This is a genomic window from Streptomyces sp. S.PB5 (assembly GCF_030403745.1).
Classification (GTDB): Bacteria; Actinomycetota; Actinomycetes; order Streptomycetales; family Streptomycetaceae; genus Streptomyces.
The window spans coordinates 98095-116059 of sequence record NZ_JAQMWP010000011.1 but is presented as its reverse complement, the minus strand read 5'-3'; the positions used below and the strand labels follow the sequence as shown (position 1 = coordinate 116059).

General features: G+C 71.7%; 20 protein-coding genes. 11 read left to right on the top strand and 9 right to left on the bottom strand.

Going from position 1 to position 17965, the window contains the following annotated elements:
* Nucleotide 1 precedes the first annotated feature (1 nt).
* Nucleotides 2–1096, bottom strand: coding sequence for a LacI family DNA-binding transcriptional regulator (locus PH203_RS28330; protein WP_289923370.1), 1095 nt, complete (start codon nt 1094–1096; stop codon nt 2–4).
* Nucleotides 1097–1243: 147 nt separating this feature from the next.
* On the opposite strand from PH203_RS28330, the gene PH203_RS28325 reads away from it, so the two are divergent.
* The 3 genes from PH203_RS28325 to PH203_RS28315 all read left to right on the top strand — a co-directional run bounded on the left by PH203_RS28325 (nt 1244) and on the right by PH203_RS28315 (nt 3667).
* Complete coding sequence (locus PH203_RS28325) at nt 1244–2191, top strand: ROK family protein (protein WP_289923369.1); 948 nt, start codon at nt 1244–1246, stop codon at nt 2189–2191.
* A gap of 105 nt (nt 2192–2296) precedes the next feature.
* Complete coding sequence (locus PH203_RS28320; RefSeq protein ID WP_289923368.1) at nt 2297–2488, top strand: hypothetical protein; 192 nt, start codon at nt 2297–2299, stop codon at nt 2486–2488.
* A 138-nt stretch (nt 2489–2626) separates the two neighbouring features.
* Complete coding sequence (locus PH203_RS28315) at nt 2627–3667, top strand: NUDIX domain-containing protein (protein WP_289923367.1); 1041 nt, start codon at nt 2627–2629, stop codon at nt 3665–3667.
* Here PH203_RS28315 and PH203_RS28310 read toward each other — a convergent pair.
* Together PH203_RS28310 and PH203_RS28305 are read right to left on the bottom strand one after the other, a co-directional pair.
* The gene (locus PH203_RS28310; RefSeq protein ID WP_354671268.1) at nt 3637–4710 is read right to left on the bottom strand and encodes a protein kinase family protein; all 1074 of its coding nucleotides are present in this window, start codon (nt 4708–4710) and stop codon (nt 3637–3639) included. The genes PH203_RS28315 and PH203_RS28310 overlap by 31 nt on opposite strands.
* A 13-nt stretch (nt 4711–4723) precedes the next feature.
* Nucleotides 4724–6079, bottom strand: coding sequence for a dipeptidase (locus PH203_RS28305; protein ID WP_289923366.1), 1356 nt, complete (start codon nt 6077–6079; stop codon nt 4724–4726).
* A 132-nt stretch (nt 6080–6211) separates the two neighbouring features.
* Between PH203_RS28305 and PH203_RS28300 the strand changes: the two genes are divergently transcribed.
* A complete protein-coding gene (locus tag PH203_RS28300) occupies nt 6212–7444 on the top strand; it encodes a geranylgeranyl reductase family protein (RefSeq protein ID WP_289923365.1) in 1233 nt (410 codons plus the stop codon).
* Nucleotides 7445–7463: 19 nt separating this feature from the next.
* On the opposite strand, the gene PH203_RS28295 is transcribed toward PH203_RS28300, so the two are convergent.
* Complete coding sequence (locus PH203_RS28295) at nt 7464–7913, bottom strand: nitroreductase family deazaflavin-dependent oxidoreductase (RefSeq protein WP_289923364.1); 450 nt, start codon at nt 7911–7913, stop codon at nt 7464–7466.
* 168 nt (nt 7914–8081) lie between these two features.
* Here PH203_RS28295 and PH203_RS28290 point away from each other — a divergent pair, with 168 nt between their 5' ends.
* The 3 genes from PH203_RS28290 (at nt 8082) to PH203_RS28280 (ending at nt 10910) form a co-directional block, all read left to right on the top strand.
* Nucleotides 8082–8816, top strand: a complete 735-nt coding sequence (locus PH203_RS28290; RefSeq protein ID WP_289923362.1) for a TetR/AcrR family transcriptional regulator — start codon at nt 8082–8084, stop codon at nt 8814–8816.
* A 202-nt stretch (nt 8817–9018) separates the two neighbouring features.
* On the top strand, nt 9019–10248 hold the full coding sequence (locus tag PH203_RS28285; RefSeq protein WP_289923361.1) for a sensor histidine kinase: 1230 nt from the start codon (nt 9019–9021) through the stop codon (nt 10246–10248).
* A complete protein-coding gene (locus tag PH203_RS28280) occupies nt 10245–10910 on the top strand; it encodes a response regulator transcription factor (RefSeq protein WP_289923360.1) in 666 nt (221 codons plus the stop codon). The genes PH203_RS28285 and PH203_RS28280 overlap by 4 nt, the downstream gene beginning before the upstream one ends.
* Here PH203_RS28280 and PH203_RS28275 read toward each other — a convergent pair.
* Both PH203_RS28275 and PH203_RS28270 read right to left on the bottom strand, forming a co-directional pair.
* Nucleotides 10871–11164: a DUF6332 family protein gene (locus PH203_RS28275; RefSeq protein WP_289923358.1), complete on the bottom strand. Its 294-nt coding sequence runs from the start codon at nt 11162–11164 to the stop codon at nt 10871–10873. The genes PH203_RS28280 and PH203_RS28275 overlap by 40 nt on opposite strands.
* A gap of 76 nt (nt 11165–11240) precedes the next feature.
* A complete protein-coding gene (locus PH203_RS28270) occupies nt 11241–12722 on the bottom strand; it encodes an MFS transporter (protein ID WP_289923357.1) in 1482 nt (493 codons plus the stop codon).
* Between the two features lie 87 nt (nt 12723–12809).
* Here PH203_RS28270 and PH203_RS28265 point away from each other — a divergent pair, with 87 nt between their 5' ends.
* Nucleotides 12810–13208, top strand: a complete 399-nt coding sequence (locus PH203_RS28265; RefSeq protein ID WP_289923356.1) for a MarR family transcriptional regulator — start codon at nt 12810–12812, stop codon at nt 13206–13208.
* A 21-nt stretch (nt 13209–13229) separates the two neighbouring features.
* Here PH203_RS28265 and PH203_RS28260 read toward each other — a convergent pair whose 3' ends face one another.
* Entirely contained in the window at nt 13230–13964 is a 735-nt protein-coding gene (locus tag PH203_RS28260) for a maleylpyruvate isomerase family mycothiol-dependent enzyme (protein WP_289923355.1), read from the bottom strand.
* 128 nt (nt 13965–14092) lie between these two features.
* Here PH203_RS28260 and PH203_RS28255 point away from each other — a divergent pair, with 128 nt between their 5' ends.
* Both PH203_RS28255 and PH203_RS28250 read left to right on the top strand, forming a co-directional pair.
* The gene (locus PH203_RS28255; RefSeq protein ID WP_289923353.1) at nt 14093–14413 is read left to right on the top strand and encodes an isocitrate/isopropylmalate family dehydrogenase; all 321 of its coding nucleotides are present in this window, start codon (nt 14093–14095) and stop codon (nt 14411–14413) included.
* A 118-nt stretch (nt 14414–14531) separates the two neighbouring features.
* Nucleotides 14532–15173 (top strand): class I SAM-dependent methyltransferase, encoded by a 642-nt coding sequence (locus tag PH203_RS28250; protein ID WP_289923352.1) that lies wholly within the window; start codon nt 14532–14534, stop codon nt 15171–15173.
* Here the strand turns inward: PH203_RS28250 and PH203_RS28245 are convergent.
* Both PH203_RS28245 and PH203_RS28240 read right to left on the bottom strand, forming a co-directional pair.
* Nucleotides 15155–16351, bottom strand: coding sequence for an MFS transporter (locus tag PH203_RS28245; RefSeq protein WP_289923351.1), 1197 nt, complete (start codon nt 16349–16351; stop codon nt 15155–15157). The genes PH203_RS28250 and PH203_RS28245 overlap by 19 nt on opposite strands.
* Before the next feature lie 170 nt (nt 16352–16521).
* Nucleotides 16522–16968, bottom strand: a complete 447-nt coding sequence (locus PH203_RS28240) for a hypothetical protein (RefSeq protein WP_289923350.1) — start codon at nt 16966–16968, stop codon at nt 16522–16524.
* 120 nt (nt 16969–17088) lie between these two features.
* Between PH203_RS28240 and PH203_RS28235 the strand changes: the two genes are divergently transcribed.
* Nucleotides 17089–17766, top strand: coding sequence for a hypothetical protein (locus PH203_RS28235; RefSeq protein WP_289923349.1), 678 nt, complete (start codon nt 17089–17091; stop codon nt 17764–17766).
* The last annotated feature ends 199 nt before the right edge of the window (nt 17767–17965 follow it).

Genomic DNA, 17965 nt, shown 5'->3' with positions numbered 1-17965 from the left:
CTCAGTCCGCCGGCGGCAGCTCGCCCGAACCCCGGGTGATCAACCGGGTCGGCAGCTCGATGCGCTCCGGGGTGATCAACGTGCCGTCGAGCTGGCGGAAGAGACGTTCCGCCGCGGTACGGCCGAGGGCCGCCGCGTCCTGGGCGACGACCGTGACGCCCGGCTGGAGCAGATCGGCGAGCTCGATGTCGTCGAAGCCGACCAGGGCGACCTGGCGGGTCTGTTCGGCGAGGACCCGGATCACGGTGACCGTCACGCGGTTGTTGCCCGCGAAGACCGCGGTGACCGGCGCCGGACCGGTCAGCATGGCCTCGGCCGCCCGGCGCACCCGCTCGGGGTCGGTGACCCCGAGGGACATCCAGGAGTCCTCGACCGGAATGCCCGCGTCCTCCATGGCCGCCCGGTAGCCGCGCAGTCGCTCGGCGGCGGTGTGGATGCGGGGCATGTCGCCGATGAAGCCGATCCGGCGGTGGCCGTGAGCGATGAGGTGGGCGACACCGTCGCGGGCGCCGCCGAAGTTGTCGGAGAGGACGACGTCGGCGTCGATCTGCCCGGCCGGCCGGTCCACGAACACGGTGGCCACGCCCGCCTTCAACTCGGGCTCCAGATAGCGGTGGTCGTCACCGGCCGGGATCACCACCAGGCCGTCCACACGCCGTGCGCACAGGGCCAGCACCAACTCCTGCTCGCGGTCCGGGTCCTCCGCGCTGGAGCCGTTGATCAGCAGGGCCCCGTGGGCGCGGGCGACTTCCTCGACCGAGCGGCTCAGCGGGCCGTAGAACGGGTCCGCGAGGTCCTCCAGGACCAGCCCGATACTGGCGGTGCTGCCCTTGCGCAGGACCCGGGCGCTGTCGTTGCGGCGGAAGCCGAGCGCGTCGATGGCCTCCTGGACCCGGCGCTCGGTCTCCGGTGTCACACCCGGCTCCCCGTTCACCACGCGGGAGACCGTCTTGAGGCCCACACCGGCGCGCGCGGCCACGTCCTTCATCGTCGGACGGTTGCCGTAACGCGTGGCGGAGAGGCGGTCAGCGCGGCGGGTGGTGTCGGGCACGATACGGCGTCCTGTCCTGTTGTCCGAGAAAGGTGCGGCGTTCATGATTTTGTATGAGGATGTGGCGTCGAGCATAGAGCCTGGACAACGTTGTCAGATGCGGGGGAGACTGTCCACCGCAATCACCGGTTCCGTGCCCCCACCCCGGGATCGGCCCAATCTGCTCATGGTTGACCGGGAGACCAGACACTGATGCACACCGACCTCGTGGCAGCGCTAGACATCGGCGGCACCAAGATCGCCGGTGCGCTGGTCGACGACCGCGGCCGGATCCTGGTGCGAGCCCAGTGCGCCACGCCCGCCCAAGAGGGCGGTGAGACCGTGATGGGGGCCGTCGAGGAGGTGCTCGGCGAGCTCACCGCCTCGCCGCTGTGGGGACGCGCCTCGGCCCTCGGTATCGGCAGCGCGGGCCCCGTGGACGCCTCCGCGGGCACCGTCAGCCCGGTCAACGTGCCGGGCTGGCGCGACTATCCACTCGTCCGCCGGGTCCGTGAGGCGACCGGCGGGCTGCCCGTCGAGCTGATCGGCGACGGTGTGGCGATCACCGCGGCCGAACACTGGCAGGGCGCGGCCCGCGGCCACGACAACGCGCTGTGCATGGTGGTCTCGACGGGCGTGGGCGGCGGCCTGGTCCTGGGCGGCCGTCTGCACCCCGGTCCGACGGGCAACGCGGGCCACATCGGCCACATCAGCGTGGACATCGACGGCGACGCGTGCGCGTGCGGTTCGCGCGGCTGCGTGGAGCGCATCGCGAGCGGCCCGAACATCGCCCGGCGGGCGCTGGAGAACGGCTGGCAGCCCGGCCCCGATGGCGACACCTCGGCCGCCGCGGTGGCCGCCGCGGCCCGCGCCGGCGATCCGATCGCCGTGGCCTCCTTCGAGCGGGCGGCCCAGGCCCTCGCCGCCGGGATCGCCGCCACCGCGACGCTCGTCGAGATCGACATCGCGGTGATCGGCGGCGGCGTCGGCAAGGCGGGCGAGGTCTTGTTCACACCCCTGCGCAAGGCCCTGACCGACTACGCCACCCTGTCCTTCGTGCAGCGCCTGGCGGTGGTGCCGGCCCAGATGGGCACGGACGCGGGCCTGGTGGGCGCGGCCGCGGCGGCGCTGGCGAAGAGGCCGGACGAGGCCACGGTCTGACGGCTTCCGGCAGGAACGTTCCTGTGGCGGACGGCGGTCCTGGGAGGCCCGGAACGATTGCGGGACACCGCGTGACCTCAGCGGGGCTGGGCAGTTGAACCGGGCATGAAGAAGCGCACCATGGCAGCCATCGCCTCCCTGGCCACCGGTTTCGTCGTCGCCGCGGTCACCCCGTCGCATGCGGCCGGCGACAACCTCACCGACCTCGACGTCGACAAGACCCTCAGCACCCTGGACCACACGATTGCCGGCGACAGCCTGGCCGTCGACGAGAACGCCCTCGGGCAGAACGGCTGACGGCGTTCGGAGCACGGCGCCGGTGCCCCTCGTGTCAGGGGGCGCCGGCGCCGTCGTATGTGGGTCCTCAGCTGGGGCTGGTTTCCGTGGCGGGGTGAAGCGGGCAAGCCTCAGGGGGCCAACAGAAGAGGGGGAACCGTGATCGTCTGGATCAACGGTGCGTTCGGTGCGGGGAAGTCCACCACCGCACGAGAACTGATCGAACTGATCCCGAACAGCACGCTCTTCGACCCCGAGGTCATCGGCGGCGGGCTCACGCACCTGCTCCCGCCCAAGCACCTCGCCGAGGTCAACGACTTCCAGGACCTGCCGATCTGGCGCCGGCTCGTGATCGACACGGCGGCCGCCGTGCTCGCCGAGCTCGGTGGGACCCTCGTGGTCCCCATGACCCTGCTGCGCCAGGAGTACCGCGACGAGATCTTCGGCGGTCTCGCCGCCCGCCGGATCCAGGTCCGGCACATCCTCCTCGCCCCGGCCGAAACGATCCTGCGGGAGCGAATAGCCGGGCGGGAGATCCCGTCCGACCTGCCGGACGGCGAGATGCGGGTACGGCAGTGGTCGTACGACCACATCGAGCCGTACCGCGCCGCCCTCGCCTCCTGGCTGACCGCCGATGCCCACCTCGTCGACACCAGCACCCTCACCCCGTACGAGACGGCCGTCCGTATCGCCGAGGCGGTCGGCTCCGGGTCCGTGCCCGTCTGCGACATCGTGCAGACGCCCGAGCCGACCGCCGAGACCCTCGCCGCGGGCGTCCTCCTCTTCGACGAACAGGACCGGGTGCTGCTCGTCGACCCCACCTACAAGGCCGGCTGGGAGTTCCCCGGCGGTGTCGTCGAACCCGGCGAGGCGCCCGCGCGGGCCGGCATGCGCGAGGTCGCCGAGGAGACGGGGATCCGGCTGACCGGCGTACCGCGACTGCTCGTCGTCGACTGGGAACAGCCCCGCCCTCCCGGATACGGCGGTCTGCGGCTGCTCTTCGACGGCGGCCGTCTCGACTCCGCGGAGGCCCGGCAGGTGCTGTTGCCGGGGCCCGAGCTGCGCGCCTGGCGCTTCGTCACCGAGGCGGAGGCCGCCGATCTGTTGCCGCCGGTGCGCTACGAGCGGCTGCGGTGGGCGCTGCGGGCGCGGGAACGCGGGGCGGCGCTCTATCTGGAGGCGGGCATTCCGGCGCCCTGACCCCAGGAGTCGTACGGCGGGGCCGTGAGCCTGCTCTCCTCCTGGAACCTCCTGCTGAACCCGTCCATCACGGCCGCCGTCCGGGCGTGCCGTGCGATGACGCCGGCGGCGGCCTCCGGGATGCCTTCCGGCCGGACGCCGTCGGCACACGCACGGAGGAAGGCGGAGCGTTGATCGCCGCGATGCCCGTACAACTCGGTGACGAGCCACAGGACCAGGTACAGGGAGGTGTACGCCCGGTCGTAGGGGCGATGGCGGTCGAAGAACTCGCGTTCGGGCGGGGCCAGTCGGAAACGCGGGGTGAGGGAGAGGCCGTGGTCGGAGAGGTAGAGCCGGTGGCCGTCGGTGAGGATGTTCCCGAAGTGGGCGTCCATGTGCAGGAGTTCGTGCCCGTGGAGGAAGGAGGTGACGTCCTCCAGGCCCTGTTCCACCAGGCGGCAGGCGTACTCCGCGCGGTCCGCGGCCAGTTGGGCGCGCAGCCAGTCGTGGACGGTGTACGGGATGTACTCCAGGAACAACGCGATGCTCGCGGTGGCCGTCCGCAGGGCCTCGATGTGCCGGCGCAGCCCCGGATCACCGCCCCAGTAGGCGACCGCGCCTTCCACGTCCGCGAGTTGGGGCGGGAGCAGGTTCCCGGGGTCGGGCAGGATCCGCCAGTGGTGCATCAGCGGGAAGCCCGCGAACGCGTCCGTGAGCACCCAGTCGGTGGTCAACTCGTGCACGGCGAGCTCCCGCCAGGCGCCGAAGCCCGGACTGGGGACGGCACCGATGCCGTAGTGGAGGTACGGCGGTGCGTCGAAGAGGTTCGCCGTGGACCGGACGTTCTCCGGCCGTCGTTCGAGGTCGGTGAGCGGCACCCGCTTCACGAAGACCTGTCTGCCGGCCACCTCGACCAGCGCCGCACGCCCGCCGATGCCGGTGCCGAGCGGTGTCCCTGCCGCCAGCAGGCCGGCGATTTCATGGTCGCCGAGCAGCGACAGCGACCTCGCGATGTCGGAGTGGGCGGTGCGGCGCGTGGAGGAGGGCATGGGGCCGTCCGTCACGCGCCGACTCCGTTCAGGCCCCGGCGTAGTTGCGCAGGAACAGCGCCTCCGCCACCGACAGACGCTCCAGCTCCTCCGGCGACACACTCTCGTCGACCGCGTGGATCTGGGCCTCCGGCTCGCTGAGGCCGATGAGGAGGATCTCCGCCTGCGGGTAGAGGGAGGCGAGGGTGTTGCAGAGCGGGATGGAGCCGCCCTGACCGGCGTACTGCATCTCCTGGCCCGGGTAGGCGACCGCCATCGCGTCGGCCATCGCCGTGTACGCCGGGCTGGTGGTGTCCGCGCTGAAGGGCTGGCCCTGGCCGACCTGTTCGGTGCGGACCTGGGCGCCCCACGGCGTGTGGGCCTCCAGATGGGCCTGGAGGAGCTTGGTCGCCTCGGCGGCGTCGACACCCGGCGGGACGCGGAGGCTGATGAGGGCGCGGGCGCCCGCCTGGACCGACGGGGTGGCGCCGACGACCGGCGGGCAGTCGATGCCGAGGACCGTGACGGCGGGGCGCGCCCAGATACGGTCGGCGACCGTGCCGGAGCCGATCAGCCCGACGCCGTCCAGGACCTTGGCGTCCGTACGGAACTGCTCCTCGTCGTACTGCAGGCCCTCCCACGAGGCCCCGGGGGCGAGCCCGTCCACCGTCGTCGAGCCGTCCTCCGCGCGCAGCGAGTCCAGTACGCGGATCAGCGCGGCCAGCGCGTCCGGGGCCGCGCCGCCGAACTGGCCGGAGTGCAGGTTGCCCTGGAGGGTGTCGACCTGTACGCGGACCATGGTCATGCCGCGCAGGGTCGTGGTGACCGTCGGCAGACCGACGCGGAAGTTGCCGGAGTCGCCGATGACGATGGAGTCGGCCTCCAGGAGCTCCGGATGCTCCTCGGCGTACCGCTCCAGACCGCCCGTGCCCATCTCCTCCGAGCCCTCGGCGATCACCTTCACGTGCACCGGCACGCCGCCGTTCGCCTTCAGCGCGCGCAGGGCGAGCAGATGCATGATCACGCCGCCCTTGCAGTCGGCGGCACCGCGCCCGTACCAGCGGCCGTCGCGTTCGGTCAGCTCGAAGGGCGGGGTCGTCCAGCCGGCCTCGTCGAGCGGGGGCTGCACGTCGTAGTGGGCGTAGAGCAGGACCGTCTTCGCGCCCGCCGGGCCGGGCAGGTAGCCGTACACCGACTGCGTGCCGTCCGGGGTGTCGAGCAGGGCCACGTCCTGGAAGCCCTCGGCGGTGAGCGCGTCGGCGACCCAGCGGGCCGCGCCCTCGCTCTCGCTCCTGGGGAACTGGTCGAAGTCCGCCACCGACTTGAAGGCCACCAGTTCGGTGAGCTCCGCCTTCGCCCTGGGCATCAGTGAGGCGACGGTCTCGGCGACCGGATTCGACGACATGGGCACGCTCCTTGTAGGTGCGACGTTGTACGTGTGGGTACGGAGATCCTCCCACAGTGGCCTGCGGCGATCGCGGCCGTAGGATGCGGGAGGCAGCAGCGGCAAGCGGCTTGATCGGAGCAGTAGACCATCGTGACCAGCGAGAACTCTTCGGCGGACGACGCGCGGCAGGTCTGGGACGTCGTCGTGGTGGGCGCAGGACCTGCGGGCGCCTCGGCCGCGTACGCGGCGGCGGTCGCGGGACGGCGTGTGCTGTTGCTGGAGAAGGCGGAACTGCCCCGCTACAAGACCTGCGGCGGCGGCATCATCGGCCCCTCGCGGGACTCCCTGCCACCCGGCTTCGAGCTGCCCTTCCGGGACCGGGTGCACGCGGTGACGTTCTCGCACAACGGCCGGTTCACGCGTACCAGGCGCTCCAAGCAGATGCTGTTCGGGCTGATCAACCGGCCCGAGTTCGACCAGCAGCTGGTCGAGCACGCCCAGAAGGCGGGCGCCGAGCTGCGTACGGGCGTCACCGTGCAGCGCGTCGAGCAGCACGGGTCGGCGGTGCCGGACCGGCGGAGCGTGGCGGTGGTGCTCCAGGGCGGCGAGACGCTGCTCGCGCGGGCCGTCGTCGGCGCGGACGGCAGCGCCAGCCGGATAGGAGCACATGTCGGGGTGAAGCTCGACCAGGTGGATCTCGGCCTGGAAGCGGAGATCCCGGTGCCGGAGACCGTCGCCGAGGACTGGCAGGGACGGGTGCTCATCGACTGGGGGCCGATGCCCGGCAGTTACGGCTGGGTCTTCCCCAAGGGGGACACGCTGACGGTCGGGGTGATCTCGGCGCGCGGTGAAGGGGCGGCCACCAAGCGGTACTTGGAGGACTTCATCGCGCGGCTCGGACTCGCCGGTTTCGAACCGAGCATCTCCTCCGGGCACTTGACCCGCTGCCGGGCCGACGACTCGCCGCTGTCGCGGGGGCGGGTGCTGGTGTGCGGGGACGCGGCGGGGCTGCTGGAGCCCTGGACCCGGGAGGGCATCTCGTTCGCGCTGCGTTCGGGGAGGCTCGCGGGGGAGTGGGCGGTGCGGATCGCCGAGGCCCATGACGCCGTGGACGCCCGGCGACAGGCCCTGAACTACGCGTTCGCCATCAAGGCGGGGCTCGGCGTGGAGATGAGCGTCGGCAAGCGGCTGCTGACGGCGTTCGAGCGGCGGCCGGGGCTGTTCCATGCGGCGCTGACCGGGTTCCGGCCCGCCTGGAAGGCGTTCACGGACATCACACGCGGTTCGACGTCGCTGGGTGAGATGGTCCGCGGCCGTCCCATGGCCCAGCGCGCCCTGGCCGCGCTGGACCGGCGTCCCGCCGGTGGTGAGGCCGGTTCCTGAGGTTCTTGAGCGGGTGTGGTCAGTTCTTGATCGTGACCAGGAAGACCGGGTGGTCCGGGGCGATGCGGCGCAGGTCGGCGTCGGGGGAGTCCGGACCGACTCCCTTGAAGAAGACGCCCACCTCGGCCTTCCAGCGCTTGAGGTAGGCGCGCAGCAGCGGGACCTTGTCGTCGTCGGCGACCTCGGTCGCGGTGAACACGTCCACGTTCTTGCCGAGGCGCAGTTCGCCGCCGCCCGCCGCGCGCATGTTGTGCGTCCACTGGACATGGCCGCGCGGCGCGACCAGATACTGCCGGCCGTCGACGGTCAGGAGGTTCACCGGGGTGGTCCGCCACTCACCGCTCTTGCGGCCGCGGACCGCCAGCACCCTGGACCCCCATACGCTGAGGCCGCGGCGGGTCAGCCAGGCGACCAGGCGGTTGAAGACATTGACGGTGAACCAGCCGGGCTTCTGCACGTGTGTGGACATGGGACCTCTCCAAGATTTGGTGAACCCCGCTCTGTTTTGTGAGCGGTGCTCTCGCTGGGTCTTCAGTCTGCCCTGGATGGGTGATCCAGGGCAAGAGCAGGTGCTCTCTTTTCAGTTCACCGATCTCATTTGTGTGCACTGCTCTGTTTTCATGGGACACTGGCCCGTATGAGTCCCGCAGACGGCAGCACGGCACAAGGAGCCCGCGCCCGCGCCCGCATCGAGATCACCGCGGCCATCAAGGACGCGGCGCGCAGACAGCTCGCCGCGGACGGTGCCGCGAAGCTTTCCCTGCGGGCCGTGGCGCGAGAGCTCGGCATGGTCTCCTCCGCCCTGTACCGGTACTTCCCCAGCCGTGACGACCTGCTCACCGACCTCATCATCGACGCGTACAACTCCCTCGGGGAGAGCGCGGAGGCGGCGCACACCAAGGCCGGCGGCACCGGGCCCGCGGAGCGCTGGATCGCGGTGTGCGAGGCGGTACGGGCCTGGGCGCTCGCCCATCCCCACGAGTACGCGCTGATCTACGGCTCCCCGGTCCCCGGCTATGTCGCGCCCGACACCACGGTCCCGGCCGCCTCCCGCGTCGGCCTGCTCCTCCTCGGCATCGTGCGCGACGCCCACCAGGGCTCCGGCACGGTCGAACTGCCGCTCCCCGCCGGACTGCGATCCGAGGCCGAGCGGATCGCCGCCGACCTCGCGCCCGATCTCCCGCCGGCGACGGCACTGGCCCTGGTCACCGCCTGGGCCCAGCTCTTCGGCCTGGTCGGCTTCGAGCTGTTCGGGCAGTTCAATCGGGTGGTCGAGGACCGCGAGACGTTCTTCCGGCACGCGGTGGGCCAACTGGGCCGGGGCGTGGGCCTGGTGGATCCGCCGCGGGGAGCCGAAGCGGAGCCCGTGTAGGCCTGTGTAGGCCTTCCCGCATGGCCGCGAGGCGTTCCGGCCGAAGCGCGCACAAGGACGGCCGCGAGCCGCCGGACGACACCCGTACGCCGGGCCGGTGAGGGCACCATGTGCAGCGCACCGCCCTACTTCGCGGGGAGTACGCGCGCTCACCTCGCCCGGCTGACGCCCCGCGCCGCGGCCGGCGTCTAGCGTGGCCGACATGGACGAGCAGCGCGTATCGGGAGGCGGCCCGCCCCAGTGGTGGCGGCACGGGCCGCCGTGGTGGAACCACTGGGCCACCGAGGAGCGCGCTCCCCGGTGGCCCTGGCCGTCCACCCTGCTGATCACGGTCTTCGTGCTGGGCGGATCCCGGTTCGCCGCCGACCAACAGATGGACGACCGGGCCCCGCTCGACACCTTCGCGCGCGTGCTGCTCGTCGTGGCGGCCGGGCTGCTGCTGTGGCGGCACAGGTACCCGGTGCTCGTCGTGTTCGGCACGGCGGCTGCCACGATGCTCTACCTGGGCGCCGGATACCCGTACGGGCCGGTCTTCGTGACCTTCGCCCTGGGTTGCTTCAGCGCCATCGTCGCGGGGTACCGCGTGGCCGCCTGGACGGCGCTCGGCCTGCTGTGGACCGGGCATGTGCTGGTGGCGCACTGGCTCTACCGGTGGCTGCCGCCGTCCGGGGACGACGCGGCCTCCTGGGGTTCGGAGGGCGTGGTCGCCGCCTGGGGCGTGGCGATCGTGGCGCTCGCGGAGCTGGCCCGGACCCGCCGCGAGCAGTGGGTGCGGGAACGGGCCGAGCAGGCGCAGGCGGCGCGGCGGCGCGCCGACGAGGAGCGGCTGCGGATCGCCCGTGAGCTGCACGACGTCCTCGCGCACAGCATCTCCGTCATCAACGTCCAGGCCGGTGTCGGCCTCGCACTCCTCGACAGCGACCCCGAACAGGCCCGCACGGCGCTCACCACCATCAAGGCCGCCAGCAAGGAGGCGCTCGGCGAGGTCCGCCAGGTCCTCGACACCCTGCGCACCCCCGGAGACGCCCCGCGGGCCCCGGCGCCCGGGCTCGGCCGGCTGCCGGAGCTGGTGGAGCAGGCGGCGGGCGCGGGACTGACGGTGGCCGTCGAGGGCACGGTCCCGCAGCTCGCACCCGGTACGGATCTCGCCGCGTTCCGTATCGTCCAGGAGGCGCTCACCAATGTCGTACGGCACTCGGTATCGCGGCACGCGCGCGTGCTCCTCGATGACGGGGACGGTACGACGCTACGGCTGCGTATCGACGACGACGGGCCGGCGACCGGTACCGACGCGGGCGGCAGCGGGAACGGGCTGGCCGGAATGCGGGAGCGGGCCGCGGCGCTGGGTGGCACGATCGAGGCCGGGCCGCGGCCCGACGGGGGGTTCCGGGTGCTCGCCGTACTGCCTCTCAAGGTCAAGGAGGAACGGTGATCCGCGTACTGCTCGCCGACGACCAGTCACTGGTACGGGCCGGCTTCAAGGCGCTGCTCGACGCGCAGCCGGACATCGAGGTGTCGGGGGAGGCCGCCGACGGTGCCGAGGCGCTGCGGATGGTGCGTGAACTGCGGCCGGACGTCGTCCTGATGGACATCCGCATGCCCGTTCTCGACGGGCTCGCCGCGACCCGTCGCATCACCGAGGAGGAGGCGCTGACCGAGGTCAAGGTGGTCATGCTCACCACCTTCGAGCTCGACGAGTACGTCTTCGAGGCCATCCGGTCGGGCGCCGCCGGGTTCCTCGTCAAGGACACCGAGCCGGAGGAACTCCTGCGCGCGGTGCGGGCGGTGGTCGAGGGCGACGCGCTGCTCTCGCCAGGGGTGACACGCCGGCTGATCGCCGAGTTCGCGGCGCGTTCCAAGGAACCCGCCGCGGCCGACGAGCTGGCGCGGCTCACCGAGCGGGAGCGGGAGGTGATGGCGCTCGTCGGGATCGGCCTGTCCAACGAGGAGATCGCCCGGCGGCTGGTGGTCAGCCCGCTCACCGCGAAGACCCACGTCAGCCGCACCATGGTGAAGCTGGGGGCCCGGGACCGGGCCCAACTCGTGGTGCTGGCCTACGAGTCGGGGCTGGTGCGGCCGGGCTGGCTGGGCTGAGGCGCTGCATCCTCGTGCCGGAAGCGGAGCAGCACGCTGATGACCCGGGCCATGAAGAGCACCGGCGCGATCCCGAGGCCGACCCGGATCAGCACCTTCTCCACCGTCGGCGGCAGGTCGAACAGCAGCGCCGGTCCGGCGAGCGCCCCGAAGACGACCGCCGCCGCGAACGCGGCACTGAACAGCGCGTATCCGATCTCGACGGTCACCGCGTCCCGCGCGGCCTGATCCCGCCGTCCCCCGTACCCGGTCATACAGCGAGTGTCACAGCGGTGCGCCCGGCGGAGCAAGCGGGCTCCGCCGGGCGCACGGTGGGGGAGGCGCCCCCGGTCAGTCGCGTACGGTGACGCGCTCCGCCTCCTCCTGGGATGTGGACCTGGCGACCACGACCGACTTCCGCCGGGGCCGGACCCGCAAACCGGTCAGGGAGATCAGCAGGCCCGCGACCGCGATGCCGGTGACGACCGTCAGGCCGGGCAGATAGCTGTCGAGGACGTCTTGCGGGGAGGCGTTCTGCGCGGGGGCGTTCGCGGTGAGCACCGCGGTGACCACGGCCAGGAAGAGCGCGCCGCCCACCTGGACCGAGGTGTTGAGCAGACCCGAGACCATGCCCTGCTCGTGTTCGTCGACGCCGTTGGTGGCCTGGACGTTGAGGGACGGGAAGGTCAGCGCGAAGGCGGCGCCGACCAGCAGCATGGTCGGCAGGATCACCGCCGCGTAGACCGGGTCGAGGTCGATGCGCAGGAACAGCAGATAGCCGACGACCATCAGCGCGAAGCCGGCCACGATGAGCCGCGGGGTGCCGAACCGGTCGATGACCGTGCCCACCTTGGTCGCGGACAGCGCCACCAGCGCGCCCGCCGGCAGGAAGGCCAGCGCGGTGTGCAGCGCCGACCAGCCGAGCAGCTGCTGCATGTAGAGGGTGACCAGGAACTGGAAGCCGATGTAGCTGCCGAGGAAGGTCAACGCGCCCAGCTGGGCCCGCACTTGCGGCCCGGAGCGCAGGACGCCGAGCCGGATCAGCGGGCTGGGGCTGCGTCGCTCGACGGCCACGAAGGCGGTGAGCAGGGCGATGACGGCGAGGAAGGACAGGAGCGTACGGGCGGAGCCCCAGCCGGTTTCCGGCGCCTCGACGACGGTGAACACCAGCAGCAGCATCGAGGCGGTGCCGAGGACGGCGCCCGGGATGTCGTAGCCGCCGGTGTTCTGCTCACGCTCGGTGCGCGGCAGCAGCTTGATGCCGAAGAGGAGGGCGATGAGGGCGACGGGCGCGGGCAGCAGCATCGTGTACCGCCAGCTGGCCTCCGTGAGCAGGCCGGAGAAGACCAGGCCCATCGAGTAGCCGGTGGCACCGCAGGTGGTGTAGATCGACAACGCGCGGTTGCGAAGAGGGCCCTCGGCGAAGGTCGTGGTGATGATGGACAGTCCGGCGGGAGCGGTGAACGCGGCACTCAGGCCCTTGATGAACCGGCTGGCGATCAGCAGCGGTCCGGAGTCCACGAGGCCGCCGAGGAGCGAGGCGACCGCGAAGACTCCGAGAGCGACGAGGAAGACCTGGCGCCGGCCCAGCAGGTCCGCGGCGCGACCGCCGAGCAGGAGGAGGCCGCCGTACCCGAGGATGTAGCCGCTGACGATCCATTGCAGGGTCGAGGTGGACAGACCGAGGTCGGCACCGATGGACGGCAGCGCGACACCGACCATCGACACATCGAGCGCGTCCAGGAACATCGCGGCGCAGAGCACCAGGAGTGTGCCCCACAGTCGGGGAGTCCAGCGCCCTTCGGGCGTGGAGGTGTTGAGCGGAGAGGTCATGTCCGAAGACACTACATGCGCATGCATCGAATGCAAGCGCATTTAATTCCGATGCAATAAATTGGCATCTCTGCTACGGTGCCGCGCATGGTGGCGAAGAAGCCCGAGCAGGCACTCGTGGAGCAGTGGCACGACATCCTGGCGCTGCATGCGCGAACCCAGTGCGAACTCGACCGCGCGCTCCACCGACACGGGCTGTGCGCGAGCGACTTCGAGGTGCTGGACGTACTCGCCGACCCCCGGCGCGCGACCGGCGAGGGCTGCTCCTACCGCGTCCAGGAGATCTCCGAACGGGTCCATCTGAGCCAGAGCGCGCTGTCGCGGCTGATCGCCCGGCTGGAGAAGGACGGACTCGTCGAGCGGGGGATGTGCCCGGAGGACCGGCGGGGCGTACGGGTGTCGCTCACGGCGAAGGGGCGCACGCTGCACGGCGAGGTGCTGCCGGTGCAGCGTGCGGTGCTGACACGGACGTTGGGGTCGGGCTGAGGGGAGGGTGGGGGCCGGGGGTCAGATGACTCCGGACTTGTCTCGCCAGAGTTCGGCGACGGCGGTGTCTCCCGTGAGGCTCGGGAACGGCAGCCGGTTCCACATCGACAGGTAGACGCGCGCGGCGGGCCCGGCCACTTCGCAGTCCACGTCCCCGTCATCACCACGTTCCGCGGCCGGTGGCTCCTGAGTCAGTCGTACGGTCCACACCGCGCCGTCCACATCCGTCGCGCGGACTCGCAGGCCGAGGGGCGCGTCACTGCGGGCCCTGCTCTTGGCGCGGGCGTGGAACCCGAACAGCAACTCGTCGATGCCGTCCACCGCGAAGTGACGGTCGATCTCGTCCGGCGTACCGCCCCGCGCGCACTCCGCGTCGAAACGATGCACCGCGGTCTCGTGCGCCTGCCTGCGCGCCCAGAACGCCAGCGGTGAGGGCGCCGGCAGGAAGTGCCAGCACCGCACGTCCGGATCGGCGTCGGTGAGGGTGTCCACGAGGCGCTCGTGAGCGTCCCTGTACCAGGCCACGAGTTCGGCACCGTCGAGGTCGGGCAGCTCCCCGAGAGGCCGGGACGACGGCTCCCGGTCGGCGACGAACCCCGCCGCCCAGCGATGCACCGCACCCGTGTGCCGCAGCAGATCCCGAACCTGCCACTCCGGGCAGGTCGGCACCTTGGCGTCGGGACCGGCCTCTTCGGCGGCCGCGGCGAGCAGACGGCCCTCCTGGTCGAGGGCGCGGATGAACTCGGCAGTCTCCATGGGGGTGAGTCTGCCGCATGGAGCGGGGTTCAAGTGACGGGGCGACGGGCCGCGATCCTGCGGCTGCGTGACGGGGTGACGGGGTGACGGGGTGACGGGGTGACGGGGTGACGGCTTGACGGAGTGGCATGTTCACCGCTGGCCGTTGTCGGACGGGCCTGGCGCTGGCCGCCAGCGCCAACCTCAACCCCGAGCGCCGCTTCCCCAGCATGTTCGAACCGGGCCACGGCTCCGCCCCGCACATCGCGGGCCAGGGCCTGGCCGACCCCATCGGCGCGGCCGGCAGCGCGGCCCTGATGCTGGAGCACTTCGGCCTGCCCGAGCAGGCGGCCCGCCTGAACAAGGAGATCGAGGCGACGACCGCCGCCGGTGTCCTCACCCGCGACGTCGGCGGCACGGCCACGACGGAGGACGTGACCAAGGCCCTGATCGCCGCACTCGACGCCTGACGCTCCGAGAGCGGGCTTGGGCGAGGGCGCTCATCCCGGTTCCGGCACCATGACCGACACCTCTTCCGGGATGTCGGTGAAGGATGCCTCGACGTCGCGCGAGACCTAGGGTGCGACCATGAACGACCGGGATCAGCAGCGCCACTGGGAGCAGACGTACACCGACCATCCGGGCATGTACGGCGACGAGCCCTCCGCCCCCGCGGTGCACGCCGCCAGTGTCTTCCGTGACGTCGGCGCAAGGGACGTACTGGAACTGGGGGCGGGCCACGGCCGGGACTCCCTGTACCTGGCCCGCACGGGTTTCACCGTGCACGCCACCGACTTCAGTGCACAAGGACTCGCCCAACTCCGCTCCAGGGCAGCCGAGTCGGGGGTCTCGGTGACGACGACGGTCCATGACGTACGACGGCCGCTGCCGCTCCCGGACGCCTCCGTGGACGGTGTCTTCGCGCACATGCTGCTGTGCATGGCGCTGTCCACGGACGAGATCCGGGCGCTGGTGGGCGAGGTGCGGCGCGTGCTGCGTACGGGCGGGGCCTTCGTCTACACCGTCCGTCACCAGGGCGACGCCCACTACGGCGCGGGCATCGGCCGTGGCGACGACATCTTCGAGCACGGCGGTTTCGCGGTGCACTTCTTCGACCGGCAACTCGTCGACGCGCTGGCCGAAGGCTGGGAGCGGCTGAACGTGCACGCCTTCGAGGAGGGCGAACTGCCGCGCCGGCTGTGGCGGGTGACTCAGCTGCGGCCCCGCTGAGGGGCGGGGCTCACCGAGACCCGGCGTGTACCGAAGCCGATCGCCGCCGCTGTCGCCGCGAGTACGGCCACGCTGGTCAGAGCGGTGGACAGGGAGAACCAGTCGGCCATGAAGCCGATCGCGGGCGGTCCGAGGAGCATGCCGCCGTAGCCGAGGGTGGAGGCGGTGGCGACGCCGGTCGGGCCGGCGAGAGTGCCCGCGCGTTCGACGGCCACGGGGAAGAGGTTGGCGAGGCCGAGCCCCGCGATACCGAAGCCGAGGAGTGCGGCCCAGAGTGACGGGGCCAGAGAGCCGAGCAGCATCCCGGCCGCCGCGGTGGTGCCGCCGGCCACCACGGTGCGGGTGCGGCCGAGGCGCTCCAGGAGGGTCGTGCCGGTCAGGCGGCCCACGGTCATCGTGAGGGCGAAACAGGAGTACCCGACGGCGGCGGCTCCGGGCGAGGCCCCGAGGTCCTCCTGCAGGTGGAGGGCGCCCCAGTCGGCCATCGCGCCCTCGCCGTACGCCGTGCACAGGGCGATGAGCCCGAAGACGACCACGAGGCCGCGTGTCCGGCGGTCCGGTCGCCGCGGGGTTCCTGTCTTCGGCTCCGTCCGCTCCGGTGGCACCGGCGGCACCGGCGGTTCGATGCGCAGCAGCTGCCGTCCGGCGACGGCCGTCACCAGCAGCCCGATGACGGTGAGACCGAACAGATGCCAGGTCGGCGACACGTGCCCGGCCACCAGTCCGCCGAGCCCGGCACCGACCATGCCGCCCAGGCTGAAGGCGGCGTGGAAGCTGGGCATGATGGGGCGCTGCAGGGTCCGTACCAGATCGACCGCTGCGCTGTTGAACGCGACGTTGATCCCGCCGTACGCGGCACCGAACACCAGCAGCACCAGTCCGAGGGCCGGCGCCGAGTGGGTCAGCGGCGGGAGGGCGACGCTGAGGGACAGGAGTACCGCGCAGACGACGGTGACCCGGTGGTTTCCGTAGCGGCGGCAGAGGTGGCCGGTGAGCATCATCGTGACGACCGCTCCGGCGGAGACGCCGAGCAGGGCGAGACCGAGGGTGCTGGCGGAGGCGCCGGTCTGGTGCTTGATGGCGGGGATGCGGACGACCCAGCCGGCGAAGATGAAGCCGTCGAGGGCGAAGAAGACGGTGAGGACGGTGCGGAGGCGGCCGAGGGCGTTGCCCGGCACGGCGTTGTGCGTTGGGACTTTGTTTATTATCGGCACAAAGTCAGGTTAGGTGGGAGTGAGGGACGGGGCAAGGACGTCGTCGGATGCGGACGTCCGGTCCGAGGCCCCGGGCGCCGGTGACAAGGGTGTGGCCCCTGTGTTGCTGCGGTCCCCGGGACCGGGGTGGGCTCTCAGTCGCGTGCCGGGGGCGTGTAGAGGGCCTGGGACGTGACAGGCCCCTTGACGGTCTTCGTGATCTCGGCGAGCACCTTTGCGTTGCTCCAGCCCCACAGGGCGAGGAATCCGGCGGTCTGACCGGGCTCGTACTCGGCCATCGCGGTCCGGAACTCCTTCACCGCGGGGTCGTCGTCGGAGGGCGCCTTCGCCAGCTGTACGGCCTTGAGTCCTTCAGTGGCGTCCTTGGTCGGCGAGAGCGTCGACTTGGCGGCCTCGGGGGAGGTGAGGATCAGGACCACCGCCTGGGTCTGGGCGGCCTTCACCTTGCTGATCACGGAGGTGTGGTCGGTGGTCTGGTACTTGACCGGCAGCCGGTCGACCTCGATCGAGGGAGCCACCTTCTTCGCGACCGGCTCCACCTGCTCGGCCACGTTCACGAACGCGGCCGGGTCACTGTGCACGACGAGGATCCTCTTCGCGCCGTCCTGCACCGCGGCTTGTAGTTGAGGGGGGCTTCTGGCCTACGGCGCGGGGGGCGGTCGGTGAGGCCCGTTGTTCGGCTCGCGGCCTGTGCGGATGCGATGAGTGCGGCCTTGTGGCCGTTGTCGGTCGATGGGGTGCTGAAGCCGCCGGGCGGTGACGACCGGCGGTCGCGAAATGTGGTGCGGTTGGCGTTTCTGCTCGGAACCGTCGTGTCCCTCGCGGCCAACATCGCGGCGGCACCGGAGTTGACCTGGCGGCCGGTGCTCGTGGCTGGTTGGCCGCCGCTGGCGTTGTTGCTCTCGGTCGAGCCGTTGGCGCATCGGCCCGGTGCAGGGACCGAGGTCGAGCCGAAGGATGGCGCGGGCGTCGGCGCCCGGACCGGGCGCGATTCGCTGCTGGACTGGCTGACCGCCCTCTTCGTCGAGGCGGCGGTGCGCGCGACGCGGATGCGGTCCCGGCGCGAGCGCAGCGCACTGGAGGAGGAGCACCGGGTGCTGCTCCTGCGGGACACGGTGGAGCGGCGGCTGCTGGCCGAAGCGCGTATTCCGCCCGGGCATGACGCCGAACTGATCGCGACGGATATCGCGTTCACCGCATCGAAGGAGCTCGTGCGCGGCTGCGGGACGGTGTGTGGCGGTCCCGTCGCCGATGTGCTGCTTCCGGTGGAGACGGCGGCGCTGTCCTGGGCCGGTGTCGATCCGGATGATCACGACACGTGGATGGTGCACCGCGGGGACTGCCCGCACGTGGCTGACGAGCCCTCGCCCTGGGACTGAGCGGCCGAAGCCGAACGGAGGTGGGCTCGGGCCGGCTGTCCGCCTGAAGGCGGCGGCTGCGCCGGCACACGGGTGATGAGGCCGCCGCCCACCACTCCCAGGCCGACATCAGTCGTTGCGGAAGGCGGTGAGGGGCGGCGCGGAGCGGGCCCGGCAGTTGGTGGAGGCGGTGCGTGCCGACCGGAACGGCCGGGCTGTA

Coding starts and splice junctions, on each gene's coding strand:
- PH203_RS28330 (WP_289923370.1), bottom strand. CDS start 1,096: ATGAACGCCGCACCTTTCTCGGACAACAGGACAGGACGCCGTATCGTG.
- PH203_RS28325 (WP_289923369.1), top strand. CDS start 1,244: ATGCACACCGACCTCGTGGCAGCGCTAGACATCGGCGGCACCAAGATC.
- PH203_RS28320 (WP_289923368.1), top strand. CDS start 2,297: ATGAAGAAGCGCACCATGGCAGCCATCGCCTCCCTGGCCACCGGTTTC.
- PH203_RS28305 (WP_289923366.1), bottom strand. CDS start 6,079: ATGTCGTCGAATCCGGTCGCCGAGACCGTCGCCTCACTGATGCCCAGG.
- PH203_RS28295 (WP_289923364.1), bottom strand. CDS start 7,913: ATGTCCACACACGTGCAGAAGCCCGGCTGGTTCACCGTCAATGTCTTC.
- PH203_RS28290 (WP_289923362.1), top strand. CDS start 8,082: ATGAGTCCCGCAGACGGCAGCACGGCACAAGGAGCCCGCGCCCGCGCC.
- PH203_RS28285 (WP_289923361.1), top strand. CDS start 9,019: ATGGACGAGCAGCGCGTATCGGGAGGCGGCCCGCCCCAGTGGTGGCGG.
- PH203_RS28275 (WP_289923358.1), bottom strand. CDS start 11,164: ATGACCGGGTACGGGGGACGGCGGGATCAGGCCGCGCGGGACGCGGTG.
- PH203_RS28270 (WP_289923357.1), bottom strand. CDS start 12,722: ATGACCTCTCCGCTCAACACCTCCACGCCCGAAGGGCGCTGGACTCCC.
- PH203_RS28265 (WP_289923356.1), top strand. CDS start 12,810: ATGGTGGCGAAGAAGCCCGAGCAGGCACTCGTGGAGCAGTGGCACGAC.
- PH203_RS28260 (WP_289923355.1), bottom strand. CDS start 13,964: ATGGAGACTGCCGAGTTCATCCGCGCCCTCGACCAGGAGGGCCGTCTG.
- PH203_RS28255 (WP_289923353.1), top strand. CDS start 14,093: ATGTTCACCGCTGGCCGTTGTCGGACGGGCCTGGCGCTGGCCGCCAGC.
- PH203_RS28250 (WP_289923352.1), top strand. CDS start 14,532: ATGAACGACCGGGATCAGCAGCGCCACTGGGAGCAGACGTACACCGAC.
- PH203_RS28235 (WP_289923349.1), top strand. CDS start 17,089: ATGAGTGCGGCCTTGTGGCCGTTGTCGGTCGATGGGGTGCTGAAGCCG.